At 46.8% G+C, this 16,059-nt stretch carries 14 protein-coding genes and 1 pseudogene; 1 reads left to right on the top strand and 14 read right to left on the bottom strand.

All coding sequences use genetic code 11. The annotated features are described in order from the left end of the window. Positions 1–164: 164 nt before the first annotated feature. The 6 genes from ACTHPG_RS07255 to ACTHPG_RS07230 all read right to left on the bottom strand — a co-directional run bounded on the left by ACTHPG_RS07255 (position 165) and on the right by ACTHPG_RS07230 (position 7,380). On the bottom strand, positions 165–1,055 hold the full coding sequence (locus ACTHPG_RS07255; RefSeq protein ID WP_440388440.1) for a carbohydrate ABC transporter permease: 891 nt from the start codon (positions 1,053–1,055) through the stop codon (positions 165–167). A gap of 16 nt (positions 1,056–1,071) precedes the next feature. After that, positions 1,072–1,953, bottom strand: a complete 882-nt coding sequence (locus ACTHPG_RS07250; RefSeq protein WP_440388439.1) for a carbohydrate ABC transporter permease — start codon at positions 1,951–1,953, stop codon at positions 1,072–1,074. Between the two features lie 282 nt (positions 1,954–2,235). After that, complete coding sequence (locus ACTHPG_RS07245; protein WP_440388437.1) at positions 2,236–3,552, bottom strand: ABC transporter substrate-binding protein; 1,317 nt, start codon at positions 3,550–3,552, stop codon at positions 2,236–2,238. 169 nt (positions 3,553–3,721) lie between these two features. Next, positions 3,722–4,573, bottom strand: coding sequence for a response regulator transcription factor (locus tag ACTHPG_RS07240; RefSeq protein ID WP_440388436.1), 852 nt, complete (start codon positions 4,571–4,573; stop codon positions 3,722–3,724). Between the two features lie 24 nt (positions 4,574–4,597). Then, a complete protein-coding gene (locus ACTHPG_RS07235) occupies positions 4,598–6,418 on the bottom strand; it encodes a histidine kinase (protein ID WP_440388435.1) in 1,821 nt (606 codons plus the stop codon). A 194-nt stretch (positions 6,419–6,612) separates the two neighbouring features. Continuing rightward, positions 6,613–7,380 carry a helix-turn-helix domain-containing protein gene (locus tag ACTHPG_RS07230; protein ID WP_440388434.1) on the bottom strand — a complete coding sequence of 256 codons (768 nt, stop codon included), beginning with the start codon at positions 7,378–7,380 and terminating at the stop codon, positions 6,613–6,615. A gap of 152 nt (positions 7,381–7,532) precedes the next feature. On the opposite strand from ACTHPG_RS07230, the gene ACTHPG_RS07225 reads away from it, so the two are divergent. Continuing rightward, positions 7,533–9,797 carry an FAD-dependent oxidoreductase gene (locus ACTHPG_RS07225; RefSeq protein WP_440388433.1) on the top strand — a complete coding sequence of 755 codons (2,265 nt, stop codon included), beginning with the start codon at positions 7,533–7,535 and terminating at the stop codon, positions 9,795–9,797. A 127-nt stretch (positions 9,798–9,924) separates the two neighbouring features. Here the strand turns inward: ACTHPG_RS07225 and ACTHPG_RS07220 are convergent, their stop codons facing one another. From ACTHPG_RS07220 to ACTHPG_RS07185, 8 genes and pseudogenes are all read right to left on the bottom strand, one after another. Then, the gene (locus ACTHPG_RS07220; protein WP_440388431.1) at positions 9,925–10,347 is read right to left on the bottom strand and encodes a DUF1801 domain-containing protein; all 423 of its coding nucleotides are present in this window, start codon (positions 10,345–10,347) and stop codon (positions 9,925–9,927) included. Between the two features lie 19 nt (positions 10,348–10,366). Beyond that, positions 10,367–11,167 carry a phosphotransferase gene (locus tag ACTHPG_RS07215; RefSeq protein WP_440388430.1) on the bottom strand — a complete coding sequence of 267 codons (801 nt, stop codon included), beginning with the start codon at positions 11,165–11,167 and terminating at the stop codon, positions 10,367–10,369. Positions 11,168–11,178: 11 nt separating this feature from the next. Continuing rightward, positions 11,179–11,454: a hypothetical protein gene (locus ACTHPG_RS07210; RefSeq protein ID WP_440388429.1), complete on the bottom strand. Its 276-nt coding sequence runs from the start codon at positions 11,452–11,454 to the stop codon at positions 11,179–11,181. Between the two features lie 176 nt (positions 11,455–11,630). After that, positions 11,631–12,170 carry a GNAT family N-acetyltransferase gene (locus ACTHPG_RS07205; RefSeq protein ID WP_440388428.1) on the bottom strand — a complete coding sequence of 180 codons (540 nt, stop codon included), beginning with the start codon at positions 12,168–12,170 and terminating at the stop codon, positions 11,631–11,633. Positions 12,171–12,374: 204 nt separating this feature from the next. Next, positions 12,375–13,562 carry a glycoside hydrolase family 5 protein gene (locus ACTHPG_RS07200; RefSeq protein WP_440388427.1) on the bottom strand — a complete coding sequence of 396 codons (1,188 nt, stop codon included), beginning with the start codon at positions 13,560–13,562 and terminating at the stop codon, positions 12,375–12,377. Between the two features lie 208 nt (positions 13,563–13,770). Beyond that, positions 13,771–14,813: pseudogene (locus tag ACTHPG_RS07195) on the bottom strand (alpha/beta fold hydrolase). A gap of 52 nt (positions 14,814–14,865) precedes the next feature. Beyond that, complete coding sequence (locus ACTHPG_RS07190) at positions 14,866–15,504, bottom strand: hypothetical protein (RefSeq protein ID WP_440388426.1); 639 nt, start codon at positions 15,502–15,504, stop codon at positions 14,866–14,868. Continuing rightward, positions 15,501–16,046, bottom strand: a complete 546-nt coding sequence (locus ACTHPG_RS07185) for a GNAT family N-acetyltransferase (RefSeq protein WP_440388425.1) — start codon at positions 16,044–16,046, stop codon at positions 15,501–15,503. The genes ACTHPG_RS07190 and ACTHPG_RS07185 overlap by 4 nt, the downstream gene beginning before the upstream one ends. Positions 16,047–16,059: the final 13 nt, after the last annotated feature.

The raw sequence follows: 16,059 nt of genomic DNA, 5'->3' as shown, positions 1-16,059 counted from the left end.
ATTGCGGAAGATTGCCGAGATTATGATTGCAAAGCTACATATATATCTATTTCATTGCTGATACTTTCCGGTTGATAACGCTCATCCCAACAGAAAACCCTTCTGCCGCGATAATTTCCTCGTTCAGCAAAAGGGTTATATTAAGAGACCACAGTGTCACAGCTTCAGCCCTTTACGGCACTTCCGGCCACGCCCTGAATGATATAATGCTGGCCCACCAGGAAGACGATAATCATCGGGATAATACCTGCCGTCGCAGCGGCCATCATGCCGTTGTAGTCTACATTGTTCTCCAGAATAAAGTTCTGCAGTCCAAGCGGCACGGTGTACAGGTCTTTGTCGATCAGGAACACGAGCGCATTCTCATAATCGTTCCAGTGCCAGGAGAAATCAATAATCGCCAGTGTAGCCAGTGCAGGTTTTGCCAGGGGCAGAATCAGCCTGAAGAAGATACGCAGGTGACCCGCACCGTCGATGAACGCTGCTTCCGAAATTTCCGAAGGTACCGACAGGAAGAATTGCCGCAGCATAAACACCCCAAAGATCGTGAACATTCCGGGCAGAATCAAAGCCCAATGTGTATTATATATGCCTACCCATTCAAACATCAGAAACTTGGGCACAAAGAGCACCTGCGGCGGCACCATCATCATCGATAGATAAATCAGAAACAATGTCTCCCGACCTTTGAATTGAATCCGTGCAAAGCCATAAGCCGCAAACGCCGAAAGAAATACAGCTCCGATTGTGCTAATTAACGATATTTTCAACGAGTTCAGATAATACGTCGCAAAGGTATCCGCCCCGCTCCAGACCTTGATATGATGCTCCCAGTTCAGGCTGGAGGGTATCCACTGGATGGGATAGGTGAAGACGTCCGCAGGCGATTTGAATGACGTGCTTATCATCCAGATGAACGGCATAATCATCAGCAGAGCAAATCCGGACATCAGTAGTGTCAGGATGATCTTCCGAATCTGGGTCATAGACTCCCTGCGTACTTTAGGTGAATGCGGAGCTGTGGGCTTCGCATTCGCGGCAATTTGTTTCTCCATAACGATCCCTCCCCTCCTAGTAGTGAACCCAACGTTTCTGACCGAGCCACTGCAATACAGTGAAGATCATGATGATGGCAAAGAGCGCCCAGCTAATGGCAGCAGCGTACCCCATCTCGTAATATCGGAAGGCATTCTGGTAGATAAAAAGTGACAGCACCGTTGTACTGTTTCCTGGCCCACCCTGGGTAATTGCCTGAATAATACCGAAGTTTTTGATCGTCATAATTAATCCTGTAATTAAAAGTAAAAAAGTAGTCGGGCTCACAAGCGGCCAAATCACTTGGCGTATCGTCTGCCAGGGGCGGGCTCCATCAATTCGTGCAGCCTCAACCAGTTCCTCCGGGATTTCCTGCAAAGCGGCCAGATAGATTATCATGTTGTAACCCAGCATGAACCAGATCCAGATGATATCAATCGCGTACATGGACCATTCAGTAGTCGATAACCAGCCTGGTGGATTCGTAATACCAATTCCGCGCAAGAAACCGTTAATCGGCCCCGATGTTGGCTGGAACAGCAGCATCCAAACAAAGGCGATGGCAACGCCGCTGGTAATATAGGGCATGAAATAGAGGGCACGCAACGTTTTTTGCCAGTACACTGACTTGTTCAGCGCCACCGCCACGATAAATGCCAACCCCATCGATATCGGGACCGCTAACAAAAATACAAATGTATTTCGAAGAGCCACCCCAAACAGGTCATCATTCATCATTCGGCGGATATTGTCCAGCCCCACAAAATTCGTCTCCGGGCTCATGAATTTGTAATCCGTGAACATGAGATAGAACGAATAGACAGCCGGTATAATAAAAAACAACAGCACGCCAATCATATTGGGCCCAATAAACAGATATCCGAGCCTGCTCTGCCGTTTCATCCAGGATTTATGCATATGCTCCCCCACTCCTTAACATCTGTTCTGGAATTAAGCATAACAAGATGTCCTCTAATATTTAAGGAACATAACCCCGTTCCTGATACCACAGATATATGTATTTTGGCAGTGTCTTACGGGAGGATGACCACATGGAATTGTTCTATTTCCTTTAGGCCGGATAACCCTGGATCATGTCATATCTCTAATCCTCTTTTTCGTCTATTGGTGTATTGCTTATATTGAAAAGACAAAAACCGCTCCATTGGGAACGGTCTTTGGACTCATTGCTTCTGTATTCTATTGATTCTGCTTCAGCCAGTCATTATGGCGTTTGACCATGTTCTGTACCGTAACTTCGGCAGTCTGGTTCCCAAGGAAGAACTTTTCATACTCCTGTGCACGCAGATCGACCACTTCCTGTGCAATGCTGCGGACAAACGTGGGTGTCTCATCACCATACAACACGAATTCCAGTGACTCTTTGTCATAAGAATCGGCATAATCGCCAAGCAGATGATCAATAGCCGTCTGTTGATCGACTGCATTCGAGGAAGGCAGACGGCCACCCGCAGCCATCGGCATCATTCCACCATCGGCGTACCATTTCAGGAACTCCCATGCGGCTTCTTTATTTTTCGACTTGGAATTGATCGCAATAAAGTCACCCAGCCCTCCGCTCTTCACCATATCTGCTTCCTGTGCAGCCAATCTCGGTACAGGAGCAAAGGCGATTTTCCAATCGCGAGGAAATTCGGTCATATTGTTCGACGTACGAATCAGCCATTCGCCGATATTAATCATGGCAGACTCGCCGCCAAGGAACATGTTCTCCACCGGCATTTTGGAAGTCAACTGCTCACCAAGAGGTGGCGTGGTTGCATCCTCCTTCATCATTCCGTTCAATGTCTCCAGCCATTTGGTAACGAGCGGATCGTCGAGGTTGGAAGTGCCGTCCGCCTTAACATAGCCATTCTTCACCAGAACGGAATCGAGCGGGTCCACATAGGAAGCGGTATGCTGCACCAATCCGTATTTGAACCCAGCGGACTTCAGCTTGAGCGCATATTCACGGGCTTCATCCCAAGTCCAGGCCGTGGGTACACTCAGTCCGGCCTGATCAAGCGCTTTCATATTTAAAGCGAAGAAGGCAGCATTTTTCTTGGTCGGCATCCCGTAATATTTGCCGTCCACTTTCCAGGAAGCCGCATCTTCACCCATTTTCTCATCAATGTTGTAATCGGTGAATTCGCCCAGATCCAGTGCTGTTCCGCCTTTAATGCGTTTATCCAGATTGGTGAGGGTATAGTTGACATACAGGTCAACGTTCTGACCGGTAGACAGTGCCGTATCCAGCTTCAGGTTGCCATCATCGTCATTCACAAACCGCACATACTCCACCTGAATATCCGGATGCTCCGCATTCCAGGTATCCACGACTTCCTGCGGACCATTCTCGGGCGGCACCGCGCCCCACATGGTGAGCTTCACTTTTCCCGCTGCCGCTCCGCCCCCGTTATCTCCACCGTTCGTCTCATTTTTACCAACACAGCCGGCAAGCAAGCCCAGCATCAGCGCACCTACGATTAACCCGGTTAATCCTTTTTTGATTCTCATCTGGTCACATGACCTCCCTGAATTGAAGTGATACCTTCCGTTACATCGTAGCAGGGACCTTGCTGGGTTCATAAGATACATATCCATGATTCGAATTGAACAAAAATACGGATTTACCCTACCTTGTCTAAGCACTCGGTACACATATTCCTTCTACTCATCCTGTCAGTCACGAGCGGTGACGGTACTGGCTGGGCGTGTAGCCGGTCCAACGCTTGAATATTTTAATAAAATAATTATCACTTCCGAACCCTACCCGGTAACCAATCTCCTGTACGGAAAGATCCGTCTCGCGCAAGTACTCCGCTGCTTTCTCCATCCGTACCCCGTGCAAGTAGTGGATCAGGGTATGACCGGTTTTCTTTTTGAACAGAGCACTCACATAATTCTCGCCCATCATCACATACCGTGACATGGATTTGACGGTAATGTCCTGATCGTAGTGCTGGCCAATGTACTCAATGATTTTGCTAATCTCCGGATGCTTCACAATCGGCTCACGAACGGGCGTGAAAGGAAGATCAGTCTCAGAAGACGGCGCAGATGAGACGGTAAGAGAATCAGGCGAAGCTGGCGTTGATGTGAGAACCGGTGTGGACGATGGCTCTTCCTGTTGAGTGTTCTCTGTCCGGGCTTCCGTCGAAGCTCCCAGTTCCGCACTTACTTTACGGAGTGTATCACGCAGTGAATTCACACTCATCGACAACTTTAGAATATAATTCGAAGCCCCGTATTCCATCGCTCGTCGTACATATTCGAACTCCCCCATACAGGTAAGCATCACAAATTTGGTTTTCAACCCGGCCTGACGGGTCTGCCTGAGTAATTCCAGACCGTCCATGCCCGGCATGATAATGTCGGTCAGCACCAGATCAGGTGTATCCTGTATGATCATGGCCAGCGCTTCGGTCCCGTTACCGGATTCTCCGATGACCGTGAAGCCCAGCTCCTCCCAGGAAATAATCTCTCGCACCGACTCCCGTACAAATACCTCATCCTCTACAAGCAATACTTTCCACATGCCAGATTCTCCCTCTCCAGTCAGCTAGTCTGATCGCTTCTGTACGTAAGGCGTCGACAATAAAAAAGGAATGCTGAACCTCACTAATGTCCCTGGCTCGGAATCGATCACTTCAAGTTCACTTTGGCCTTTGAACAATAACCGTAATCGCTCCCTGAGGTTGGACAGACCAATCCCCGGACGCGTGCGGGTTGTCTGCTGACGCCGGGATTCCGCCATTCCAATTCCGTTGTCTGCCACCTCCAGCATCAGCATGCCTGTGTCTTGCCTATAAATTCCGATGCGGATCTGACCAAGTTGCTCCAGTGGCCCGACACCGTGATGAATGGCATTCTCCACCAGTGGCTGCAAGCTCAGCTTGGGCACCAATGCATATTCCAGTTTATCGTCAAACTCACAAGTCACCTCAAAACTATCGCGGTACCGAATCCGCTGGATATGAAGGTAGGCTTGAACCAACTCGATCTCATCCTTCAGGTATACCAATTCGACCTGTGAATTCAGGCTGACTTCCAATAACTTGCCCAAGGAAACACACATCTCGGAGATCTCTTCATTCCCGCTGCGGATCGCACTCCATTTCATTGTATTCAGCGTATTCAGAAGAAAGTGCGGATTCATCTGGGCCAGGAGCATGTGAAAATGTACCGCTTCCTTCTGGCGTTCCTCCACCTTGAGTCTGTTGATCATCTGATTGGCATCATCCAGCATCGTATTAAACGTACGTGTCAGTTCCAGTACTTCCCCTCGGCTGCGGCCTTCGGGAATACGAATCTTGAGGTTTTTGCGGACAACCTCCCTCATCTTATTCTGCAAGTGCGACAAAGGGCGCGTGAACGTTGCCGAGATCATAAAAGCCATCACTACAAATGCAGCTGTGAAACCAAAAAAGGTCAAAAAGTAACGCTGCTTAAGCTCGGATATTTCTGTAAACAGAATGGAAAGTGGAATGCGATTCACCATATACCAATCCAGTGATTCAATGTACACGTAATTAATCAGCGTATCCGAGGCTGGATCGGTCAGATAAGCCTGGGCTGGATGAAGAGCTATTTCACGCGTAACGTCCGGGGAAAGCACTGCTGTTTTGGAAGAACTAGCTATGGTCTCTCCACTACCTGTAATAAGGTAATACTCCTGGTTGCTCTGTGAATCCTTCAGCATGGTCTGGAACCAGTAGGAATAATCGATGCTAATTCGTGCCAATCCGTATCGCTTGCCGCCGCTATCTTTCATGTAAGCATACAGTGACAACAGATACGGGCTGGAGGATAACTCTCTGAGCACAGGGTTGGTATCCCTCGCATCCCAACGATAAAAGAGTTCTTCCGGTTGAAGCGGCTGTGACTTTGCACCGCCTTGTGGAAAGGTTATTTCACCCAACCGCTCACGAAATTGTTCCAGATAGGGGCCATAGTTCAGTGCATTTTTCGGCAAATACGAAGTGTAAACGCTATCATGAAAATCCAGCAAGGTAAAGTACACCGAAGGATTATATAGAAAAAAGCTGTTATTGATCATTTTGAACTTTTCTTCCACCAGTGACTTGTTTTCAAGCGGCGTGCGACTGTCCGGGGAGGTTAGCACACTTCTTACCGCGGAATCCTGTTCCAGAAAAATGAGTGTTTTGAAGGCAATGCTCATCTGGTCCTCCAGAGAGCGGTACATCTGGACGAGCTGCTCATGACTCTGCTCACTGATTTTCTGCTCGACCAGCGATTCAATCTGTTGATAATTGTAAATATTCAATGCGCTGAACGGCAAGAGAATCAAAACGACAAACGCACCGAACAGGCGGTACCTGAGCCGCTGTGGCAACCAATTCTTCCAATGTGGCTTTTTCATTCCCTTGGCTCGCTCCCCTGCAATTAATGACCCCATTATAGCATCTGCCTGCCATTTACAGCCGGAGGCGAATGATTTGCATGGTTTTGTGATATCCGCTGTCTGCTTTCATGTGAAATGCACAGATATGTTCTATTGGTGTTCGAAAAAACTTGATTGATCAATAGATCGTTTGGATAGGTGGGACCCTTACCTCACACTTGATGTCGTCTCCGATATTCCGAGGGGCTTATTCCTATGGTGGATGAAAATACACGGCTAAGATAAAATCCGTTCTCATATCCACATCTCTCGGCAATCTGCGTCAGGGTCAGCTTACTATCTGCCAGCAAATCTTTTGCCTTTTTGAGACGAATCGATTTTAGGTAATCGGATGGTGTCTCTTGAAAGGCCTCCCGGAACCTCCGGGTAAGCTGGACCGGACTCAACGCCAGATGTTCCGCCAACGTTCGAAGACTCACTGCCTCTCCAGCCCACTCCTCCAACAACACTGCCGCTTCAGCCATCAGGGCATCCTCCGTGAACTTCGTTTCCATTAGCCTGCTCTGTCTGCGCTCCCATTGGTACAGTCGCCACAAATCCGTCATTAGATGGGTTTTCCACCCTGTTGTAGCCTCATCGTGATCCTCGCTCACCAGACGCAGATAGGCATATGTAGAAGCCAGTCGCTTCGTATCATTAATAAAGGATTTTCCGATTGGCGGCAGGAGACTCTCACCCTCTGCGGAGTTACAACGGAACAACATATAGTGAAACGTCAGCGGTGTTACCGTCTCTCTGCGAAAAGGAACGTGGGGTGGGCACAACACCAGATCAGCAAAACCCGCCTCTCCGGTCTGCCCGTCAATCTCGTAACGAAATACGCCCTCTTCCACGGCAAAGACGACCCAAGCGTCGTAGATATCTTCTGCCAGAGCAAATTCAGCTTTCTTCTTCCAGTAGATGTGATTAAAAAGCTCCATGACACACCTGCCTTTGTTATGAAATAAAGTATATGCTCGATGATAATATAGTGTATTTGAAAAGTAAATATATAGAACTAATATGAAATTATAGATATGAAGCAAGAAATCTTAGCTAAGGCTTATCCATATTCAATGAGAGAGGTGTTCGTATGAAGCATGAACTCGTTACACCGGATATTACCGTCATCGGGGGCGGGCTTGCCGGCGTATGCGCTGCTATATCTGCTGCCCGGCTGGGCCAACAGGTCGCTCTGGTGCAGAATCGTCCTGTACTCGGCGGTAATTCCAGCAGTGAAGTACGCGTATGGGTCTGCGGCGCTACCGCCCACGGAATTAACCGCTATGCGCGCGAGACTGGCATCATGGGGGAACTGTTTGTAGAGAATCAATATCGTAATCCGGAGGGCAATCCTTATCTCTGGGATTTGATCATTCTGGAGGCCGTTCGAGCTGAATCCAACATCAGCCTGTACCTGAACACGGATGTCCATGAAGTTGAGGCCACTGGGGATGGAGAGGAACGTATGATCACCTCTGTTACCGGGTGGATGATGGGCTCTGAGCGCAAAATCCGATTCGAAAGTCAGATCTATCTGGACTGCACGGGCGATGGACTGGTTGGCTTTCTGGCAGGTGCCAAGTTTGCACTCGGCCGGGAAGCCCGCAGCGAATATGGTGAGGAATGGGCGCCTGAGGTGGCCGATCAGATAACGCTGGGCAGTACGCTCCTCTTTTATACCAAGGATACGGGTGCGCCTGTCCGTTATATCCCGCCCTCTTTTGCCAAGGATATCACGCAGACGAGCATTCCGATTCGCCGGGTCATTCGCAGCGGGGATTCCGGTTGTCATTACTGGTGGATTGAATGGGGCGGTGAGCATGACACCGTTCATGACAATGAGCTGATCCGTGATGAACTGTGGTCCGTGATCTACGGGATCTGGGACTATATCAAGAATTCCGGCAAATTCGAAGCCGACCATATGACGCTGGAATGGATCGGTTCTCTGCCTGGCAAAAGGGAGTACCGCCGCTTCACAGGTGACTATGTACTCACCCAGAACGATATCATCAGCCAACGGGAGTTCCCGGATGCCGTTGCTTTTGGCGGCTGGTCCATCGACCTGCATCCCCCGCAGGGCATGTACGCCGAAGCGAGCGGCTCGAAGCATATGCATGCCGACGGTGTATATCACGTGCCGTTCCGCTCGCTGTATTCCGCCAATGTGCGGAATATGCTCATGGCCGGACGCGACATCAGCGCATCACATGTCGCCTTCGGCACGACCCGCGTCATGGCGACATGTGCCGTCATCGGCGAAGCCGCAGGTACGGGTGCGGCGCTCTGCGCGGCCATGGGGGTGTCGCCGCGCGAGCTGTACGCAAGGCATCTGGCGGTGCTGCAGCAGACGTTGCTGCGGCAGGACGCATCCATCATCGGGGTGCGCAGCCACGATGAGCTGGATCTGGCCCGGCGTGCCAAGGTCACAGCCTCAAGCACGCTGACGGGCATCGCTCTTGAGCAGCCTGGCGAGACGTACCCGTTGGGTACGGATGTTGCCCTGCTGCTGCCTGTGCATCCATTGCTCAGCGGCCTGGAGCTGCTGCTGGATGCATCCGGCGATACCGCGTTGACGGTAGAGCTATGGGATACGGGGCGTAAGGAGAACTACGTCCCGCATTCGTTACAAGTTACGGCGACTGTTCACGTTACAACAGGGGCTAAGCAGTGGGTGAAGCTTCCACTCGAATGGCAACCGGAAGAGCCGCAAAATGCTTTTATAATCATCCGGGCGAATGAAGCCTTCACCCTCTACCACTCCACGGAAGCACACACCGGGGTATTGATCTTCTTCAGAACGGAAGAGAACCATGTGTCCAAAAATCTGGAGGATCATGCCCCGGATCAGCCTGTTGTATTGTGGTCCATGCAAGGGTTAGCACGTCAGCCCTTCTGTTGTCGTACCCTCGCTGAGACTAACGCCTTTTCAGCGGACAACACGATCAACGGTTATCATCGCCCTTACGGCGGGCCTCAGCAGTGGATGTCGCAGCTGATGCAGTCTGGCAAGCCGGAATGGGTACAACTGACATGGGAAGAGCCACAAACCTTGGCCGAACTGCATCTGACGTTCAATGATGATGTGAACGAGGATCTGGTTAATTTGCATCACCATCAGACGACATTCCGTGTTATGCCTGAACTCGTTCGGGATTATCAAGTCGAGGTATTGGCTCAGTCTGGCGAGTGGATCGAGATTATCAACGTTACGGAAAACCGCAGAAGAAAAGTCGTTCATCGCCTGGATGTGCCCATCTATGCGCAAGCGCTTAAGGTGAGCATTCATGCGACCAATGGCAGCAAGTACGCGGAGTTGATCGAGATTCGGGCTTACGGGGAAGGTACACGGTAGGAAGACTCAAGCAAAAAAAACAGGATGTCTTGATCATCAAGACATCCTGTTTATGCGTCATCATGTTTATGTGATATGAAGCGTTTTATTTTCTCCAATAATTCAGTACTCGTGGTAGCCTGCTGAGTTAGTGATCCGGATAGTTTTTTTTTAAGAACTCAACAGACTGCACGATTAGTGCTTTCAATACATCCACATCAATGTCTGCTACCTTGTTGATGTACACACACGCTTTGCCTGTTGTATATTTTCCAAAGTCCTTAAGGAGATCCTCACGTTCACTATCCCCCGTGGCAAAATATAAACTGATCTTCGCTTTTCGTGGGGAGAAACCAACCAGTGGTGCATCGCCTTCGTGACCTGAATCATACTTGTAGTGATATGTACCGAATCCAATAATACTTGGTCCCCACATCTTTGCTTCATGACCTGTCGTCTCCGTGAAGATATTTAATAATTGATAGGCATCCTTCCTTTTTTGAGGAGATTCGATCTGTTCAATAAATTCAACGATACTTTGGTCTGTTACGGTTGTTTTTGGTTTGTACATTGAGAATTTCACTCCCTTTTTAAGTCCAGTCATCAAAATGCTTTTCAAGAAAGGTAAGCTCTCTCTCATAGTGTGCAAGATGACCTTCCTCTACCATGTTTATAAAAGCGAGTTCCCCGGCAGCCGCACGATTAGTCAGTGTTTGACACATAAAACGAATGCGGGCTACAACCCACTCCTTCAAGTCTGGCGGAACACCCAGACCGTAATTAGTCATGAATAATGCAATGCGATTCTTTCGAATATCACCGTGCAGCTCGCTAGCGTATGTCGTAACACCTTTTCCATTCATCTCTGGTGAGAAATCTGCAAGTGGCACGGATGTATACAAGGTATAGGCGATATCCCACATTCGCGGACCCGGGCCCGCCATATCAAAATCAATAATTCCTTGAGGATGGCCAGCCTTATACACCATATTATATGGCGCAAAATCATTGTGACATACAACCTCATCTTCTGTGATGCCTGGATATCTGTTCGTTGATTCTGATGTTGTTGTAAATCCAATGGTCGCATCATGATAACTTCTCAATAATTTAGCGACTTCAATCAAAGATTCGTCTGACCACATAAACTCTTCCAGATCGGGATAATCATTGCCTGGAACGACTCCCTCGAGGTAAGTAAGTATTTCTCTTCCCTGTTCATCTACTCCCAGATATCGAGGAGCATGATCGTATCCAACTTTTTCGAGATGCACCAACAGCTCCTGCACGTAAGGATCAGGTCTGGCACTCCTGCGAACCGTCCCACCTATTCTGACAACCTGATTCACATTTCCTCCCGATAATACTTCCTCCTGTTCGGCCACTTTCATCCCTCCTCAAGTTAAACTTCCTTGCTATGCCCACGATTACGATTTTTCTTATAACTCCCCGGGAACCCCGCAACCAATAGTATGAATCCAACGAAGAACATGAAGTATACAAGTAAACCTGTTGAATGCTCGTTCGTCTGAGCGAACTGGGGTACATTGGTTCCTCCCGAAGCATATCCTGCTTCTACTATAGCAACAGATACTCGTATTGAGATTCTCTCTATTGTCGAAATAAACACACTGCCAACCATGAGAATTACACCCAAAATTTTGTTGATATTGTTCATAGTACGCCTCCTCCATTAACCTTACACCCTATTGCATACGCTTTATCCGCTTATGTGACTTTCGATTCTCTATTCCATATTCCTGCATTTATGTCCAAATATGTTCCATCTTTAATCTCATCATAACCAAATAGCGCCGTCATCTCTGACGCCGCTGTTGACGCTCTCTGAATAAGTTACGTAGCCACCACTTGGTGCAGATTCATACTATTTTCGATAAAGGCTGACCGTTCAACATTATACAGATCATACATCTGTTCATTCCTATTAATCCGTTGATAGACTTCTGGATACACATCATTGGCTAACTTAACATAAGGCAGTTTTTGTACCGCTTTTCTGGATCTTATATTCTGCTTGCGTATCTTCATAAATACCGTTTCAATCCCATGTTCCAGAAACAATTCAACAAAGAAGGCTGATTTGGCTCTTTGGCTATACCCATTTCCAAAAAACGGTGATCCTATCCAGGTGGCTAAAAAACCGGTTTGATGCTCAATATGATACAGATCAATCGTACCAATAGGCTGCCCTGTTTCATTCAAAATCGTTCGGGAAATCAATGTCTTTTGCTCTTCTTCGGCCATCAATTGTTTCGTGAGAAATAGATATTCTTCATATGATTGGCATGCATAACGAACGTAAGGCGAAACTGCGGGGTCCATCATTAAGCTGTACAGTGAATGGCATTCCTGCAAATCACGTTTTTTTAACATTCCGTCTACCACCTAGTCCTTTTAGTTCGCTATATCAAGCAAGTTAAGTATATAAAAGCTATTGTGGCATTTAATGAATTCTGTATATGTCTTATGTAAAATGCATTGGCAAATGTTGTTTAACTCACCATCCGGCAGCACAAAAAAACGGCATGTCCCTTTTGTAGGAACACGCCGTTTGCACGGATCAAGCTAGTTCATCTATTATTGCATACCTTGCATGATCGCATTAATGATGTTTTGCTGAGTCACGGTATTATTCTGACGGTTAAACAAGGCGAATCCATGTTGGCCGTTATGCCCATTGTCCCAGTAAACAGGAACCATTTTGTATTTCTTGGCTTTTGCTGTAACTGCTTTGGCATAAGCGGCGCGATATACATTGTTGGTTGAATCGTACGACGTTTTATCAATGGAACCAAACTCACCAATCACTACAGGATAACCTTGAGTCACAAATTTATCGTACATGGACTTAAACTGCGATTCCAGATAATCCTCTTGCCCCCAAGTCGACTTCTTGGCAGGATTCGTTGCCGTTGCACCCCACTGCGTGATATTGCCATTTTCTTCACCTGCAAAATCCCATGGGGAGTAATAGTGTGCCGAGATCATGATTCTCTTCTGTGAGCTAGGAATTGCGGAGGATCTGAAATTATCTGTTGGAAGAGCAAAACCATAATTACCAACAGTGAAGTCAATATTGGTGTTCCAGCCCGGAATCAGCAACCATCTGGCATTGTTGTTACCTCCAGTTTGACGAACCGTATCCACGAAGATTTGATTGTAGGCGTTCAGATTGGCATAATACGCCGAGTTCGGGTTGCCATAGTTGCCGTCGAATACTTCATTCATGGATTCAAAGATAAGACGATCATTATAGTTGCTGAACTTGGTAGCCACCTGCTGCCACACCTTTTTATACTTTTCCTTAATGGCCGTCTGATTGCCACTATTCACGAGCAACCATCCACCCTGTACAGAATTGTAACCATCGCCATGAATATTGATGATGACATACAGACCTTCATTGTAGGCATAATCTACGACTTGCTGAATTCGATTCAGCCATGCGGCATTGATTGTATAATTGGGAGCGCTTCCAATGTTGTTCAAGTAAGAAATGGGAATACGAATCGACTTGAAGCCCGCCGCTTTTACCTTTTTGATCAACTCTGGAGTCACTGTAGGGTTGCCCCATGCTGTCTCATTCGGAGTGCCGTTCACTGATGCCTCCAGCTGATTGCCCAGGTTCCATCCTGCACCCATCTCAGCCACAATTTGCGAAGCATCTGCTGCTGATGCTTTAGCACTCCAGCCGGTGAAGGCTACCGCAGCCACTAACACAAACGCCAAGCTGCTGATACCAAACTTCTTCCATTTTTTGAACATAACCATACCTCCGCTTATTCTATTATTTTTTAACAAGCAGTGCAGTTAATCTATTATTTACAGATTGAATGAATCGAGAATTCGTGCCTCCTCTCCTATCGATCAAACAAATGAAATTTTCGTCTTTCATCAACATAATAACACATTTATGGAAAATAAAGCGATATCTTCATTCTGATTTTTGACTTTTTATTACAAAATTTTAGTTTCACCATTGAACTGGATACTTTAGCTCATTTAACCATTTTACGAATTTCTCTTTCTCCTCAAACTGTGGGTAATGCGCCGACTCGTTGAATATAATGAAGTCTTTGATCGGTGCATCAAACACATCAAAATAAGCACGTGCTGCATTCGCAGAGGTCATATAATCATATTTACCCATCACAAAATACTAGGAATCTCCAGATGATCCACAATATCGGGTACATTTTGATCAAATGCTTCCCTTAGTAAGATGTCTTGCGAACTGAAAATCCCTGAATAAAAGCGAATGATATCCAGCCCATTGTACTCGGGACTAAATAGGAATCCTGAAATATAATCTCTATTCTCATGGATGAGTCTGGCTGAGCCGCCGTACTTTTTCACAAGAATTCTAGGTGTGAGTTTCTCTCCTTGCTCGATTGAGTCACGAACTAGCTCCAGTTTTTGTACATCCTTTGCATTACCGGCTTGTTTCGCTTGTTCTAACGTGTACTCCAAACTCTCCCGTTCGCTCTGAAGCGTATCTGCCATCTGCCCAATGCCAATATAGGCGTGAAACTGAGCTGGCGCCTTAGCCGCAGCTTTCATTCCGATGTATGTACCAAATGAATGACCGATTAATATAACCTTCTCTTGTTTTAACTCCTTAGATACATAATCACTTAACGCTAACAAATCATCTACTAATACATCTGTTGTCAGATTCGAGTAATCCTCAAAAAAGTGATAGGACTTCCCACTCCCACGTTGATCATAGTGGACTATAGTAAAGTTTTCCTCAAGCTCTTTCTGATATTTTCTAACGTAAGGGATCTCCGAGCATCCCGGCCCCCCATGCACAAAAATCAGGATAGGATTACTCCGGTCAACTCCCCTGATCATGACTTCATGTCCTGTACCGTTAATTTCGACCTGCTCTAACCTGGTGATGCTGTTCTCTGCTGTAATTTTGGGTGTCCATGTGGGATATAGTAGAGCTACTATAACTATTAAAATAATACTGAATATGCTGTACTTGAATGTTTTACGGACTTTTTTAGGCATGTAATGCTCCTTAAATTATAAATTTCGGGCCGTAATTCTACCGAATTTACCTTTATCGTAACGGATAAAGCAATTCAACGGGTTCTTTCATCAGCTCTTCTTGGAAGATATAATTATGATCGGCTCCTACGATACAGAGAATTCGTTTTCCTGGATGAGTTTCAATTGTATTTTTGACTCTTTGAACCATAATCTGATTACGGACCACCCACCGAAAGTTCTGTGCCTTCGCATTCACCTGATACAACCATTCATATTTTTGTCTGGTTACCCGATCGAACTCTTTTGAATTAAAAGGAATCTCGCCAAATCGATACGTCTCCATCTGTTCCGCAAACCAATGATTATCCCGCTGTTCAAGTTCCTGGCGTTCCTCGCCCGAATAACCGTTAAATGGATCAAAAGCATTCCACACATCCAATTCAAACCAATCAATAGGGACAAATGGAATGTTACGCTCCTCGCACAAAGGGAATACCAAATCCCAATACTCACTGGCCGGTTCTCCCCAGTATCCTCTATCATGTGTGTCCTTCTGATATCTCAACCAACTCTGTGGATGCACTTCACCACAAATGAGATCTGGCTTAAACTCAGTAATGACATCCGTGTAGAGGGAAATGGAACAATCATAACGCTCCCTAAGTTCTGGATTATGAATGGTGCCAAGTATGCCTACTGTTGTTGTCATGTGCCCAGCTCCTTTATCATGTGTATATCTTTCGGCTCTTTGTCATAAAGTTCATGATCAATTTCACTAGTAATCTGGCTGCCCTGGCTTCTGTAAAAGGATACTGCCGATCTCGTCTCTGTGGAGGAGATATACAGATACTGTGCGCCACGTTTCTTAGCCTCTTCACCTAATTGGTTTAGAATACGTTTTCCAACGCCTTGTCTTCTGTACCCGCGTGAGACATACATCAAGTCAACTTGTAATTGATTTTGTTCTCTTCCTCTAAGTTGATGTGCCAGCACTCCAAATCCAATGAACTGATCGTCAGCAAACGCGCCATATGCCATGCCACCTTGTTCTAATTCGGAGATGTATCGATTTTGAATCTCCTCCAAAAGCTTTTCATCCCAGTTGGAGCAATCATGATTTTGTTTTAGCTCTACTAATTCGCTCTCTCTCATTTCATAGATGAGATCAATATGTTCCGAACGGTCTATATCCCCCAACTGGTTGACATCTTCAAGGGTCAAAGTCCTATACGTTATCATGGGCGTTGCCATCTCTCCTTCAGTT

The organism is Paenibacillus sp. SAF-068 (assembly GCF_051967555.1).
Classification (GTDB): domain Bacteria; phylum Bacillota; class Bacilli; order Paenibacillales; family Paenibacillaceae; genus Paenibacillus.
The sequence above is the reverse complement of the archived record's forward strand: the minus strand, read 5'-3'. Positions and strand labels throughout refer to the sequence as shown.

Excerpts from the sequence above, each read along its gene's own strand:
- ACTHPG_RS07220 (WP_440388431.1), bottom strand. The coding sequence starts at position 10,347 with ATGTACAAACCAAAAACAACCGTAACAGACCAAAGTATCGTTGAATTT.
- ACTHPG_RS07205 (WP_440388428.1), bottom strand. The coding sequence starts at position 12,170 with ATGTTAAAAAAACGTGATTTGCAGGAATGCCATTCACTGTACAGCTTA.
- ACTHPG_RS07200 (WP_440388427.1), bottom strand. The coding sequence starts at position 13,562 with ATGTTCAAAAAATGGAAGAAGTTTGGTATCAGCAGCTTGGCGTTTGTG.
- ACTHPG_RS07225 (WP_440388433.1), top strand. The coding sequence starts at position 7,533 with ATGAAGCATGAACTCGTTACACCGGATATTACCGTCATCGGGGGCGGG.
- ACTHPG_RS07215 (WP_440388430.1), bottom strand. The coding sequence starts at position 11,167 with ATGAAAGTGGCCGAACAGGAGGAAGTATTATCGGGAGGAAATGTGAAT.
- ACTHPG_RS07190 (WP_440388426.1), bottom strand. The coding sequence starts at position 15,504 with ATGACAACAACAGTAGGCATACTTGGCACCATTCATAATCCAGAACTT.
- ACTHPG_RS07210 (WP_440388429.1), bottom strand. The coding sequence starts at position 11,454 with ATGAACAATATCAACAAAATTTTGGGTGTAATTCTCATGGTTGGCAGT.
- ACTHPG_RS07255 (WP_440388440.1), bottom strand. The coding sequence starts at position 1,055 with ATGGAGAAACAAATTGCCGCGAATGCGAAGCCCACAGCTCCGCATTCA.
- ACTHPG_RS07230 (WP_440388434.1), bottom strand. The coding sequence starts at position 7,380 with ATGGAGCTTTTTAATCACATCTACTGGAAGAAGAAAGCTGAATTTGCT.
- ACTHPG_RS07235 (WP_440388435.1), bottom strand. The coding sequence starts at position 6,418 with ATGAAAAAGCCACATTGGAAGAATTGGTTGCCACAGCGGCTCAGGTAC.
- ACTHPG_RS07245 (WP_440388437.1), bottom strand. The coding sequence starts at position 3,552 with ATGAGAATCAAAAAAGGATTAACCGGGTTAATCGTAGGTGCGCTGATG.
- ACTHPG_RS07185 (WP_440388425.1), bottom strand. The coding sequence starts at position 16,046 with ATGGCAACGCCCATGATAACGTATAGGACTTTGACCCTTGAAGATGTC.
- ACTHPG_RS07240 (WP_440388436.1), bottom strand. The coding sequence starts at position 4,573 with ATGTGGAAAGTATTGCTTGTAGAGGATGAGGTATTTGTACGGGAGTCG.
- ACTHPG_RS07250 (WP_440388439.1), bottom strand. The coding sequence starts at position 1,953 with ATGCATAAATCCTGGATGAAACGGCAGAGCAGGCTCGGATATCTGTTT.